Source organism: Sporosarcina sp. FSL K6-1508 (genome assembly GCF_038007465.1).
GTDB classification, from domain to species: Bacteria; Bacillota; Bacilli; order Bacillales_A; family Planococcaceae; genus Sporosarcina; species Sporosarcina psychrophila_B.
Genome location: NZ_JBBOXF010000001.1, coordinates 2,013,908 through 2,027,037, shown reverse-complemented (window position 1 = coordinate 2,027,037; position 13,130 = coordinate 2,013,908). Strand labels below are relative to the sequence as shown.

11 protein-coding genes and 1 riboswitch are annotated in these 13,130 nt (G+C 40.7%); of the genes, 4 read left to right on the top strand and 7 right to left on the bottom strand.

Features of this window, described 5'->3' with window-relative positions:
* The first annotated feature begins 741 nt into the window (after positions 1-741).
* The gene (locus tag MKZ11_RS10210; RefSeq protein WP_340794337.1) at positions 742-969 is read left to right on the top strand and encodes a hypothetical protein; all 228 of its coding nucleotides are present in this window, start codon (positions 742-744) and stop codon (positions 967-969) included.
* 483 nt (positions 970-1,452) lie between these two features.
* Complete coding sequence (locus MKZ11_RS10205; protein WP_340794334.1) at positions 1,453-1,815, top strand: hypothetical protein; 363 nt, start codon at positions 1,453-1,455, stop codon at positions 1,813-1,815.
* Positions 1,816-2,128: 313 nt separating this feature from the next.
* Here MKZ11_RS10205 and MKZ11_RS10200 read toward each other — a convergent pair whose 3' ends face one another.
* The 3 genes from MKZ11_RS10200 to MKZ11_RS10190 form a co-directional block, all read right to left on the bottom strand.
* Positions 2,129-4,129 (bottom strand): methyl-accepting chemotaxis protein, encoded by a 2,001-nt coding sequence (locus tag MKZ11_RS10200; protein ID WP_340794332.1) that lies wholly within the window; start codon positions 4,127-4,129, stop codon positions 2,129-2,131.
* A 219-nt stretch (positions 4,130-4,348) separates the two neighbouring features.
* Complete coding sequence (locus MKZ11_RS10195) at positions 4,349-4,942, bottom strand: histidine phosphatase family protein (RefSeq protein ID WP_340794330.1); 594 nt, start codon at positions 4,940-4,942, stop codon at positions 4,349-4,351.
* A gap of 97 nt (positions 4,943-5,039) precedes the next feature.
* On the bottom strand, positions 5,040-5,828 hold the full coding sequence (locus tag MKZ11_RS10190; protein WP_340794328.1) for an alpha/beta hydrolase: 789 nt from the start codon (positions 5,826-5,828) through the stop codon (positions 5,040-5,042).
* Positions 5,829-5,947: 119 nt separating this feature from the next.
* Between MKZ11_RS10190 and MKZ11_RS10185 the strand changes: the two genes are divergently transcribed.
* Positions 5,948-6,460: a gamma carbonic anhydrase gene (locus tag MKZ11_RS10185; RefSeq protein WP_340794326.1), complete on the top strand. Its 513-nt coding sequence runs from the start codon at positions 5,948-5,950 to the stop codon at positions 6,458-6,460.
* Between the two features lie 78 nt (positions 6,461-6,538).
* Entirely contained in the window at positions 6,539-6,748 is a 210-nt protein-coding gene (locus MKZ11_RS10180) for a hypothetical protein (RefSeq protein WP_340794324.1), read from the top strand.
* Positions 6,749-6,957: 209 nt separating this feature from the next.
* Here MKZ11_RS10180 and MKZ11_RS10175 read toward each other — a convergent pair whose 3' ends face one another.
* From MKZ11_RS10175 to metK, 4 genes are all read right to left on the bottom strand, one after another.
* The gene (locus tag MKZ11_RS10175; protein ID WP_340794322.1) at positions 6,958-7,629 is read right to left on the bottom strand and encodes a glyoxalase; all 672 of its coding nucleotides are present in this window, start codon (positions 7,627-7,629) and stop codon (positions 6,958-6,960) included.
* A gap of 77 nt (positions 7,630-7,706) precedes the next feature.
* A complete protein-coding gene (locus MKZ11_RS10170) occupies positions 7,707-8,147 on the bottom strand; it encodes an NUDIX hydrolase (RefSeq protein WP_340794320.1) in 441 nt (146 codons plus the stop codon).
* 1,177 nt (positions 8,148-9,324) lie between these two features.
* Complete coding sequence (locus tag MKZ11_RS10165; RefSeq protein WP_340792764.1) at positions 9,325-10,440, bottom strand: IS4 family transposase; 1,116 nt, start codon at positions 10,438-10,440, stop codon at positions 9,325-9,327.
* A 1,060-nt stretch (positions 10,441-11,500) separates the two neighbouring features.
* Positions 11,501-12,697, bottom strand: a complete 1,197-nt coding sequence (gene metK, locus MKZ11_RS10160) for a methionine adenosyltransferase (protein WP_340794318.1) — start codon at positions 12,695-12,697, stop codon at positions 11,501-11,503.
* Positions 12,698-12,888: 191 nt separating this feature from the next.
* Positions 12,889-13,006: riboswitch (SAM riboswitch) on the bottom strand.
* Between the last annotated feature and the right edge of the window lie 124 nt (positions 13,007-13,130).

Genomic DNA, 13,130 nt, shown 5'->3' with positions numbered 1-13,130 from the left:
ATTTTTGATAATGTGATTGTATAAACTAATGTAAATAGACGAGTGATAAGTCTGAAACTAAAATGGATCTTTACCGTCTATATATGTTGAACAATTGAATTTGGTATATACGCTTTACAAGGGCTTTTGAGAGAAGACTGAAAAACTCCTAATACTTGGAACGAATTATAACTCCGGCTATCACGAGATCGCGCCTGCGCTGGATGGACTATTTGTGAAAGCGCATTTCGTTTTCGGGGATGGGACCTACAAACTGGAGTGCCATAAATAGATTGAAAGTGATAAATGAATGTTCCAATACATGATGAATGAATTAGTCATCCTTCTAATACCGCTTCAACGCTTTATGGATGCCTCTCGCGATAAGCCAGAAAGGAGAGCACTTGGGAGGGATTGAGCTGCATCCCTCCTTGCTCTTATCGCTCCGGCTACCACGAAGACGCGCCTTCGCTGGATGGTCTATGTGAGGAAGAGCTTTTCGTTTTCGGGGGTGAGACCTACAACCTGGAGTACCATAAATCAATTGAATGTGATCAACGAGTGTCCCAATACAGGAGTAATGAATTAAATATCCTGCTAATATCGCTTCGGCGCTTTGTGGATGCCTCCCGCGATAAGCCAGAAAGGAGAGCACTTGGGAGGGATTGAATTGCATCCCTCCTTGCTCTTATCGCTCCGGCTACCACGAAGTCGCGCCTTCGCTGGATGGGCTATTTGAGAAAGCGCATATCGTTATCTGTGATGAAATCTGCAACCCGGAGTGCGTCTTTCTTCACTATAAATCTATATGTTGAACTATTGAATCCGGTGTATAAACTGAGTATAGGCGCCTATTCGGTGCCAGTTGCTGACACAATTCGTAGGACGTTAATTGTGTCAGTAACTGGACAGTGGTTAGCCGAAGCCATAAGACTGGCGGCGAAGCTGCTTGGCTTATGGGAAGCCACTGAAAAAGTTCTTTTTTTGTAAGAACTAGTTGATTGTAGTGGAGAGCGGTGACTCCAGCGGGAACAGAAAACAAAGATGGGAAGAGAAAGTTCATTCTTCCTTAGCTGAAGACCCCGCAGGAAGAGCCGTTACGAAGAACGGCTTTTGCGAGCAAAAGCGCTAGCGTTGGGAGCACGGGGCAAGAATGCTAGCGTTGGGAGCACGGGGCAAGAATGCCTTAATTTCTGCAAAGAACACAGAAATTAAGGCCAATCGAACCCTTCGTAGTTCGATTGGCTGAAGCCGTGCCCGTGGAAAGCGTCCGCTCGGAACGGATATCAACGGGATTGAAGGAAATCGTACTTTTTCAGTCCCCTCGCTTATGGCGGGAGGCATCCCAAAAGCGCCAAGCGTTCTGCAATCCTCTCCCCGAATTACAACTCTCTCATTAGTGAGCGCCACAGCGGATTCAACGGAATTTTTTAATTCAACATACATACTAAGAAAAGGGGTTATAAATATTACATGAGAAAGGTAGTTTTATACCTTGCACTAACTATATTATCAACTTTTTTAGTCGTTGGTTGTTCCGATATTCAAAATGCAGAAAATAACACCGAAAAAGATAGTTATGATGAGGTAAGAAAAATCGCTTGGGACTTCGTTGTAGATAAAGGTTGGAACGATACCGCAAAAGAGAATTGGCAAAGTGCAAAAGTAACAAAAGTCGTTGTCGAAAACAACTATGAATTGTTAGATGACACTCATGAAGCAGAAGAAGCTTTATCCGTGTCCTTTGAAGATAAAGAGAATGTCGTAGTTGGTACTCCTTTAATACTAATCGATACAAATACAAACAAAGTAATCGGTTATATGCTAAGTGAATAGAAAGGATTAGACATCTCCCCTAACATGCCCCGTTCTTGCTTCATGAATGGTTTTGAGCAGTTTTGTTATATCATCTAGCTTTTCAGAAAAAACCTTGTTTGATAGTGTAAAATAAAACCATTTGCTCTGAAATTGCAGTCTATCAAGTTATTTTTAGTATGGTTAGGAAAGCAATGCTCTATATGAAAACAGCCTACAAAAAAAGAAAAGCACCGCAAAATGCGATGCTAATTAAGACAGCAATTTAAACGGTAATTGCCTTATTTATACTTCCGAACGTTATCTGGAGCCATTTACAAAAAACGAACTCTTATTAAATTTTGAAATGGCTAATGGCTGTGTGCAGATCATCGCTTAGTCCAGACAGGGCGTCCGCGGCTTGGGCTACTGCGCGGATTGCATGTAACTGTTCGTCTGTTGATGCACTGATTTCTTCGCTTGCTGCAGCTGTTTCCTCAGCTGTCGCCGCCATCGTTTCAATCGTCTGCATGACCGTTTCTTTATGTTCGACGACTTTATTTACTTCTTCATAGACACTACCGATCGATTGTTCCAACTTGTCCATGAGTCCTGAAATGTCTCCGAACGTAATTTGTGTTGCTTGTACGACTTTTCCTTGTTCCTCGAATGTCTCCCCGGTTTCTCGCATTTGAATGGAAACTTGACGAGAGCCGTTTTGAAGTTCTTGAACTGTCACTTTTACTTCCTCTGTTGCACGTGCAGATTGTTCAGCGAGCTTACGAACTTCATCAGCGACAACTGCGAATCCTTTACCATGTTCACCTGCACGCGCCGCCTCAATGCTCGCATTGAGTGCCAGCAAGTTCGTCTGTGTGGAAATTTGAGTGATTGTTTCCATTACAACCCCGATCGCGCCAACTTTTGATTCCAAATCACCAACGACATTCGCCATCGATTGCAAGTTTGTCTTCCAACCATCGAACGATGATTGAAGCTGATTAACTTGGCTAAGCCCACTTTTATTGACCTCTTCCGCTTCGGTCGCAATGTCAGTCATAACGCCCGCTTTTTCTTGTATCCCTATAATTTGTTCACTTAAATAATCAACGGTTTTCGTCACATCTTCTGTATCTTGCGCAGATTTTGTAGCGCCAGAAGCGATGTCGTCGATGGCACCAGCCATCTGTTCACTAACAGCATTTGTCTCTTCCGCAGAAGCGCTCAAACCTTCTGCAGATAGCCGGACCTCTTCCACTGACTTGTTAACCATCGTGATAACTTCTCGGACTTTGCCTGTCATAAAGTTGAAATTGGTTGCCAGTTGACCGAATTCATCTTTTGACTTCACATTCGCATAAGAGTTTAGATCTCCTTCTGCCACTCTGTCCATCGCTGAACGAATCTCACCAAGAGGACTAACGATTTTTGAAATTAAGTACCAGAGAACAATTATCATGATGATTCCTGCCAGTATGAAAATCATGATGATTAAATTCCTAATTTGACTTACAGAACCATCGATTGCATCTTGATTGAATGCGGCACCGACTGTCCAACCGAAATGTGGAACTTCCGTAAAGACGCCGACCATTTTTTCCTGTTCTTCATTATATTTTCCGATTCCTTCAGTTTTTCCATCACCAAACAATGCCGTCATATAAGACAAATCTGCCAATTCCTCTTCTTCTGTCAGTAAGTTAGGATGAACAATTGCACCACCATTTTTGTCAAATAAGAACGGATAGCCTTCAAATCCGAATTCACTTTTGGAAACACTATCTGTTATATTCCCCAAACTAATGTCTACGCCAATAACACCGATAAGTGAATTATTCTGTTTCATCGCCTTAGATGCCGTAATGACATATCCGCCTGACGCCGCATCGACATATGGATCGGACCAAACGACTTTGTCCGGTTGATCACTTGCTGCTGTATACCACACACGAGTAGTCGGATCAAATCCATCGATAACGAGGTGGGGTACAAATTTCGTGTATTTGTTTTCAAATGCAAAATACATTAAATCCGTGTCTGTCAATTGTTCCATGTAATTAGTAAACGCTTTTTCAATTCCACGGTTCAATTCACTATCATTTTCCTTTCCATACTGTGTCTCTATAAAGGATGTGACTGCTGGATTTTCGGTAAGCAAGTATAACGTTTTTTCATATTGCAACATATAATTTTCAATTGATCGACTCATTTCTTTTACCGCAACTTCACTTTGATGAGTGAGGACACTTTCTGTTTGTTTTTGCATTTGAAGATTAACAAACAAATTTACCACTGTCAGGATAATGATAAATAAGGTAATAACACTTACAATGATTTTTGCTTTAATTGACTTCATATGGCTTACCCCCTCTTGTTCAACAACTCTATCTCACTTACAAACTTTAGTAGGATAAGGTCATTTAAACTATTATAGTCTATTAGACTATAATAAGAAAGAATATTTAGAATAAAATAAAATGCAAGATGCAATATTACAGGTTTTCATATAAATAAACCGCCCTCCATATAAATGGAAGACGGTAATACGTAAACTTTGATATAGTTTATAGCTACTTTAACGATGGTCATCAATCAATTGTAAGTGTTTTGTACAGTTAAATAAATGGCATAGATTTCTTTCTTTCTGAAGCTCAACGATTGTAAGTGATGTATTTTCGAGGTTTTGCTCTAAATCCCCATATGGCACAAGTTCTTTAATAAGCCGGCCGATGAATCCTCCATGGCTGACGACCAAAATTCTTTTCCCAGGATACTGCTCAGTCATTTCCTCAATGAAATCAAGTCCGCGCGATACAACTTCGGCATGTTGTTCCAGACCAAGATCCAACTTTCTCCATGCATATCCCCACTTTTCAACACGTTCCGCTTCCGTCATTCCTTCAATTAGGCCCCCACCCGATTCTCGCAAGCGATTATCAGCTAAAAGTGGAATCCCCGGCTTACTTTCCGCAATGATTTCAGCCGTCTTTGCAGCTCTGATTAAAGGGCTTGTGTAAATGATATCCCATTGTTCATCGATAAGCCTTTTCGCTACACGGTTGGCCATTTCAATTCCTTCCTCGTCGAGCGGGATATCTGAACTTCCTTGCGCCCTTCCTTCTTTATTCCACGCAGTAACTCCATGACGTACAAATCCAATTGTTGTCATAACAAACACCCCTTCATTTTTAGTCATATATCTATTCTATCTTCTTTTAGTTTTGAATTCAGTCCAAAAGAAAAAAACGTCAGTTCACTGACGTTTCTCACACAACATATCCAAGAGATCTCAACACATTATCCATAAACGACTCCGTATACTTATACACTTCTTCGCGCTCCGGTTCTTGGTAGATGTCATGATAAAGCCGCTTCCATTGTTTATATTGAAATTCAGAAAGGTCTTGACGGATAAACCATCTTTTCGCAACTGAGAGTTCTGTGATTTTGTCATCTTCTGCACTATGCATCAGTACAGGTATATCAAAAATACTGCCCTCGTGCTGGGCCACCAATTTCATGAACGATTGCAGATCCCTGTACCAAGTTACAGTGCTGACCGGTCTGTAATAGTCATCTTGCCTAGCTTCTTCATATAAATCCGTATTTCGTGTCAAAAGCTCTATACTAACCTCATGATCCAACTTCATAGAAGATGAAAACTTTGACAGCATATTCGAATACTTGGGCGGCACATGACGAAGTGTCAACCACGGTGAACTGAAAATAGCTCCCGCACACTCAATTTTCTTTCGTTGTAGAAGGCGCATAACGATTGTAGCCCCAACGCCGTGTCCTAAGATGAAGAGTGGCAAATTATCATCCAGGCCAACTGCTATTAATTTATCCACATATTTGATGTATGTATTAAATTGCTCATCATGAATTTCACTAGTGCCCTCCGCTCCATGCCCAGGCAAATCACCTGTCACAACATGGAAACCGCTATTTCGCAGTTTCTGAATGAGCCATGCATATCTACTATGATGTTCGTACACATTATGAACGATGGCCACAACAGCTTTCGGCTGTCCTTCCGCTTCCCATTTCCACATGGTCATCTTCCCCTTATCTCGCAGTTCTTTTTCTATATATATTTCCCCATTTGTCTATAATAAAAACCTAATCTTTGTTAAGGTAATTATACACTACATAAAGAAAAGAGGAGAACGCTATGATCTATCCATATAAAGACAAAACACCAGTAATTGATCCGTCTGTATTTATAGGGGACTATACAACAATCTCAGGGGATGTAACAATTGGGCCAGAATCTACAATTTGGTTCAATACAGTGATTCGCGGAGATGTATCACCAACAATCATAGGACGTAAAGTAAACATTCAAGACTTGTGCTGCCTTCATCAGAGCCCACAGTTCCCGCTTATCCTTGAAGACGAAGTGACAATCGGACATCAAGTAACCTTACATAGTTGTACAGTGAAAAAAGGTGCGCTTATCGGAATGGGATCAATTATATTGGACGGTGCTGAAATCGGAGAAGGAGCGTTTATCGGTGCTGGCAGTCTCGTTACGCCAGGGAAGAAGATTCCGCCGAATACACTTGCACTCGGTTCGCCAGCAAAAGTGGTGCGGGAGTTAAATGACGACGACCGTGCGGATATGGAACGGATTGTGCGCGAATATGCGGAAAAAGGACAGTATTATAAAAGTCTCCAAAAATAAGGAAGCCATTAGTCGATAGAAAAATGCTTCATGTCAAAGTTACAGCAAATATAATACAAGGGGCTATAGGATAGTACAATGATTTTTTTAGAGAAAGTATTTAATTGGATGCTTGTAATTGGAATGGTGTTATTAGCAGGGCGAATTATTACGATGGTGTTCAGATTTCTTGATATCCCGTTTATCAACTTTTTTAAAGACTACAGTATCATTTCGATTATCATTTTACTAATAGGTTTGATTGGTACAGAAATTATAAAAAATAAAAAAAAGACTATATTGAAGTAAAATAGGCTTCAAACAAGACCCTCTTTCATTAAATGCTATAAAAAATGATCATATGAATTAAATACATGCATAAACTGAGCGTAGGCGCCTAACCAGGGGTAGCCGGAGCCATAAGACTGATGGCGAAGCAGTCAGGGTTATGGCGGAAGGCCTCCCCAAAGCGCCGAAGCGGATGAAACGGATGAACGTTTTTATCTTTTACGACTTTATTATAATAGACCTAATTTAATATTTCCTAGCTCATCCATTGAAATTATTTTAACTTTGTCAATTTCTATAGAAAGCGGGTGTATTTTCGCTTCTTTATCTGAAAAGAACGATTTTCGTTTTTCACTTCCCAAAAGCAAAAATGCTCCTTTGCTTCCCATGAAGTTAAAACTCTCTTCCAATGAATTCTCATCTCTTACAGGAATACCGAAATCAATTAATTGATTGCCACATGATAAAACATCATGGGTTGTGATATTTATTTCACTAATATTTAAAATACTGATGGCGGAAAATATGTCGTTACTTTTCGGCGATAGAGATTGTCTCGATATAAATTCTACGATATTATCAGATGGGTCTAAAAAGTAAAATGAATAAGCATCTGACTGTTTAAAATAAACTTCATCCGAACCTTCTTCTGTATTTAAGGCCACTTTTGTTTTTGCCCAATTCTTCGCCTCTTTAAATTGGTTCGAAGGAATATTAAAGGCAAAATGGTAGAACGGGTTTCGATTAGCTGGATCATTTTGAAATTCTAATTCGCTATCTCCCACTTTAATTTTAAAACTACTTTCTTTACTATTTATCAATTCAAATCCAAGTTCATTGACATAAAACTGTTTCATTTCATCTATCACACTGCTGTAAATTATTACTTTGCTTATCAACAATAAAATACCCCCTTATCAATAAAGAAACAAGCTTGGATTGTCAGGCCTCTTAATCCATTCTTAGAAGATGATTACCTCTAACAGTACTTTTGAATTAACTCTGGTAGCGTTTCAGGAACAAGTCTTAAATTCCCATTTTGAAATTCACTCAAAGGTTTCCAAATTAATTTTATTAGTGTCCCGTCATCTTCTTGTCCCTCAAAAGAATCTTTGCCGTAAAACGACGTGTCGATAAAAGCGGCATCATAAACCATAACAATTTCATGACCTACATTTCCGTTAAAAGTAAAAATATTTTCAATCGTCCCCAAATATTTTATGTTTTTGATTTCGGCTCCAATTTCTTCTCTGACTTCTCTTATTAAGGCTTCAGCGCTTGTTTCACCATATTCAATTCCCCCACCAATTGGACGGTAAAAGTTATCCCCCTTTACTAAATCATGACCTTCAAAAACAAGAATAGCGTCTTCATGTTTAAATAAGCAGATAACTAATGGTCTTATTATTCCTTTACGCATAAAGATCCCCTTTCGTATTCCTTCATAATTTCATAAGCCGTCGAATACGATTTTTTGATGCTTTATAAAAAAAGCATAGAGCCCTGAGCCAAAAACCAGTAATTCAAAGTTATACGGTATCTTCACCAACTCTTGTAGTATATATTGAATAAATGAATACGGCGTATGCGCTTTACAAGGGCTTTTGGGAGGCCACTGAAAAAGATCTAATACTTGGAATTGATTAGAGTTCCTGCTAATACCGCTTCGCCGCTTTGTGGATGGTCTATTTGAGAAAGCGCATTTCATTTTCGAGGATGGGACCTACAACCTGGAGTGACATAAATCGATCGAATGTGATCAACGAATGTCCCAATACAGGAGGAATGAATTAGAAATCCTTCTAATATCGCTTCGGCGCTTTGTGGATGCCTCCCGCGATAAGCCAGAAAGAAGACCACTTTCAGTCTTATCGCTCCGGCTACCACGAAGTCGCGCCTTCGCTGGATGGTCTATTTGAGAAAGTGTATTTCGTTTTTCGGGGATGGGACCTACAACCTGGAGGGCCATAAATCGAGCGAATGTGATCAACAAATGTCCCAATACAGGAGGAATGAATTAGATATCCTGCTAATATCACTTCGGCGCTTTGTGGATGCCTTCCGCGATAAGCCAGAAAGGAGAACACTTTCAGTCTTATCGCTCCGGCTACCACGAAGTCGCGCCTTCGCTGGATGGTCTATATCGAGAAATCGCATTTCGTTTTCGGGGGTGAGGCCTACAACCCGGAGTGCCATAAATCGATTGAATGTGATCAACGAATGTCCCAATACAGGAGGAATGAATTAGAATTCCTGCTAATGCCGCTTCGGTGCTTTGTGGATGCCTCCCGCGATAAGCCGGAAAGGAGAGCACTTTCAGTCTTATCGCTCCGGCTACCACGAAGTCGCGCCTTCGCTGGACGGTCTATTTGAGAAAGTGTATTTCATTAGCTGTGATGAAATCTGCAACCCAGAGTGCGTCTTTCTTGACTATAATTATATATGTTGAACCACTAGTGTTGCATAAATAATGATTTAAAATTCTTACTATTTATTTTTACGGCGATGAGCCAAAAAGATATACACTCCAATAAAGGTGGTCCGTCCATTTGGTTTTTATTTACAATTAGACATTTGCGGCAACGACAGTTTAGTTGTTACGGGACTGCTGTCCCTTTGATTTTACGAATCCAAATATGTGCAGGTTTCCAAAGAGAAGCCTTTAAATAGCGACTAATTTTCAAGATTTTATGTTTACTCCGTGTCTTTATTTGCACCAACACATTCAAGCAATATACGATGAGTGCGATATATACCTGATTATGAATGGCCCATTCGCTTTGACCATAGAACTTTTTGATGTTCAAATGTTGTTTGATCCATTTAAAAAACAGTTCAATTGCCCAGCGTGATTTGTACATCTCGGAGATTTCGTCTGCACTCAGGTCAAACCGATTGGTGATGAGTTGTAGTTCATTCCCTTTCGAGTCTATTACTTTGAGTAAGCGAAAGATGTTTTCAGCACGATTTTGAGTTGTACCAATCAACACCGCTTGATCCGATAATACCGTTGTGCCTTCTGGCAATTGGAAGTCTTCACATTCATGGATTACTGCATTTTTACGTAGTCTGGATAAGAAAAAGTAGCCGTCATCTGTCATGCGATCGAAACGTTCGTAATCTAAATATCCACGGTCGAAAACATACATGCATTCCTTGTCATCAACCATGACTTCAAGCTGATTACGATCATGTTCATTCGCTGTTGTAAGCACAGCTTTTTCAGGATAGGACGTTCCTTTTTCCATAAACACAAGACGTAAATGAAGCTTTACCCCAGCTTTCGTTTTGCGGAATTTAGCCCATCGGTGATTGGTTAAATTGAGTGGCAATGTGCTCGAATCAATGATTTTTAAAGGCATAGTGATTTTGGCATAATTTGTTTTTTGATGAATTTGCGCGACTAAATCAAGAAAAAGTTGTTGAAATAGCACGGGATTCATTCCATTGAGCCTGCGGGATAATTGAGAAACGCTTATAGAATCAAGGTTTGTGCTGACTTGAAGATGTTTATTAAAAAGACAATCACTCAGCGCGTGCAGACTTTCCGTTTCATGAAGCTGTGCAAAAAGCAGTAATTTTAAGAATGAATCTGTCGTAAGTTTCTTCGTATAAGCATCTAATCTCATTGTTTTCACGTTTTCTTCAACTAATTGAATATTAATAGGTGAAAACCATTGTCCAAATGAAGTTTTTCGTGTAATCTTGTCCATGAGTAGTTCCTTTTTTAGTGGATTTGGACGGGTTACCACCTGACTTTATCCATTATAAAGGAATTTTTTTATGCAGAAAATAAAGTTAGTGAACATTTCGGGAACTTTTTATATTGAATATATTTTAATGCAACACTAGTGATGTTGAACAAATGAATCCGGTGTAAAAACTGAGCGAAGGCGCCTATTCGATGCCAGTTGCTGTCACAATTCGAAGGACGTGAATTGTGTCAGTAACTGGACACCGGGTAGCCGAAGCCATAAGACTGGCGGTGAAGCTGCTTGGCTTAGGGGAAGCCACTGAAAAAGTTCTTTTTTTGTAAAGACCTAGTTGATTGTAGTGGAGAGCGGCGACTCCAGCGGGAACAGCGCGAGCTGAAGACCCCGCAGGAACGTAGTGACGAGGAGGCTGAAGCCGTGCCCGCGGAAAGCGTCCGCTCGGAAAGGAAATCAACGGGATTGAAGGAAATCGTACTTTTTCAGTACCCTCGCTTATGGCGGGAGGCTACCCCTAGCGCCGTAGCGGTTCAATGAAATTCTTTATTTCAATATATAGTATCGAATAGTAATCACCTTATAATCTCGGAATATACATCTCAAAATCACATTTCTCTCAATAATGAACACTCTAGCGCAGGCGCGGCAAAGGCGTCGCCGAAGCCGTAAGACTGGATGCGAAGCCGCTAATCCAGGCTTATGGCGAAAGGCTTCCCCTTTGCCGCCAAGCGTTCTACAATCCACGCCTTGAATTACAACTCTCTCATTGGTGAGCGCCACAACAGATTCAATGGGCTTCTTTAATTCAACATATATAATATACAATCAAATTCATAATGTTTCATTAATTATATAAATTAAAGTATAGAATACGCTATATAAACTGGGTGTAGGCATCCCCTAGCGCCGAATTGGGTTTGAAGGAAATCTTTTATTCACTAATATTTAGAATGACAGTGCATCAATTATTTGCACCAAACAAAGTAATCTTATAAAAACTGCTTCTAACAAAAAGACGCTGAAAGACAAGGCAAATTCCCTCGCTTCCAGCGTTTATACTAACTTATTGTCCCGCTTGTTCTTTCAATGCAGCAGCTCTATCTGTCTGTTCCCACGGCAAATCAATGTCTGTGCGACCGAAGTGACCGTATGCAGCTGTTTGTTTATAAATTGGACGGCGTAGGTCTAGCATTTTGATGATGCCAGCTGGACGAAGGTCAAACAGTCCACGCGTTAGCTCAACAAGTTTACTTTCTTCGACAGTACCTGTCCCAAATGTATCAATAGAAATCGAAACGGGTTGAGCGACACCGATTGCATAAGCAAGTTGGACTTCACAACGGTCTGCAAGTCCTGCAGCGACGATGTTCTTCGCAACATAACGAGCCGCGTAAGAAGCAGAACGGTCGACTTTCGTCGCATCTTTCCCAGAAAATGCACCGCCTCCATGACGGGCATAACCGCCATATGTGTCAACAATAATCTTGCGACCTGTAAGACCCGCATCCCCTTGAGGGCCCCCTATTACGAAACGGCCAGTCGGGTTAATAAAGTACTTCGTGTCTTCATCAATCAGATTTTCTGGTACAACCGGATTAATGACGTATTCCTTAATATCACGCTGAATTTGTTCAAGAGTCGTTTCTGGGTGATGCTGTGCTGAAATAACAATTGTATCGATTCGTACGGGCGTATTCGTTTCATCATATTCAATCGTCACTTGCGTTTTACCATCCGGACGCAAGTACGTAAGCGTTTCGTCTTTACGTACTTCTGCAAGACGACGTGAAAGTTTATGCGCTAAACTGATAGGTAACGGCATCAGTTCGGGTGTTTCATTACATGCGTAACCGAACATCAGGCCTTGGTCACCTGCTCCAATATCTTCAAGTTCGTCCTCTGTCATTGAACCTTCTCGCGCTTCAAGTGCTTGGTCCACGCCCGCAGCAATATCGGCAGATTGTTCGTCAATGGCAGTTAGGACTGCAGATGTTTCCCAATCAAAACCGTATTTGGCACGCACATAACCAATTCCTTTAACAGTTTCCCGAACAACTTTTGGAATATCAACATATGTGGATGTTGTAATTTCTCCAGCAACAAGGACTAGGCCTGTTGTGATTGTCGTTTCACATGCAACGCGTGCATTCGGATCCTCTTCTAGAATCGCGTCTAGAATCGCGTCCGAAATTTGGTCGCACATTTTGTCTGGATGCCCTTCAGTTACCGATTCTGAAGTAAATAGTCGGCGGTTAGTCATTTCGTTTCCTCCTTATATCCTACGAGATTGATACGGTACTCATATGTCCCATGTAGAGTCTTTCCATATGTGGAATAGACTACAAGCCATTTCGAGCTCTATACACGAGGATTAAGGGCGATATCATATAAAAAGCCCTTCGCTCACGTAATAATACATGAGGAAAGGCATGATTTCAAAAGCACCTTTCACTCTTATCATACAAGGACTGTGCCTTGCTACAGGTTTGGCACCTTCGCGCAGACCAATTGTCATTGCAGGTTGCCGGGTTTCATAGGGCCTGACCCCTCCACCAGCTCGGGATAAGAGTATCCGTTCAACTATATATGCTACGAAATAACTTCGTGCATGTCAAATCTTTTTGCCTAATTTGCAACTAAATGCTTGAGGTTTGAATTAGTATAGTTTATTATTCTTAATGTGTTATACTATT

What these genes read in the sequence shown, in the direction of transcription:
- MKZ11_RS10170 (WP_340794320.1), bottom strand. Translation starts at nt 8,147, where the DNA reads ATGCGTAAAGGAATAATAAGACCATTAGTTATCTGCTTATTTAAACAT.
- MKZ11_RS10210 (WP_340794337.1), top strand. Translation starts at nt 742, where the DNA reads ATGAAATCTGCAACCCGGAGTGCGTCTTTCTTCACTATAAATCTATAT.
- MKZ11_RS10205 (WP_340794334.1), top strand. Translation starts at nt 1,453, where the DNA reads ATGAGAAAGGTAGTTTTATACCTTGCACTAACTATATTATCAACTTTT.
- MKZ11_RS10200 (WP_340794332.1), bottom strand. Translation starts at nt 4,129, where the DNA reads ATGAAGTCAATTAAAGCAAAAATCATTGTAAGTGTTATTACCTTATTT.
- MKZ11_RS10165 (WP_340792764.1), bottom strand. Translation starts at nt 10,440, where the DNA reads ATGGACAAGATTACACGAAAAACTTCATTTGGACAATGGTTTTCACCT.
- metK (WP_340794318.1), bottom strand. Translation starts at nt 12,697, where the DNA reads ATGACTAACCGCCGACTATTTACTTCAGAATCGGTAACTGAAGGGCAT.
- MKZ11_RS10195 (WP_340794330.1), bottom strand. Translation starts at nt 4,942, where the DNA reads ATGACAACAATTGGATTTGTACGTCATGGAGTTACTGCGTGGAATAAA.
- MKZ11_RS10180 (WP_340794324.1), top strand. Translation starts at nt 6,539, where the DNA reads ATGATTTTTTTAGAGAAAGTATTTAATTGGATGCTTGTAATTGGAATG.
- MKZ11_RS10185 (WP_340794326.1), top strand. Translation starts at nt 5,948, where the DNA reads ATGATCTATCCATATAAAGACAAAACACCAGTAATTGATCCGTCTGTA.
- MKZ11_RS10190 (WP_340794328.1), bottom strand. Translation starts at nt 5,828, where the DNA reads ATGTGGAAATGGGAAGCGGAAGGACAGCCGAAAGCTGTTGTGGCCATC.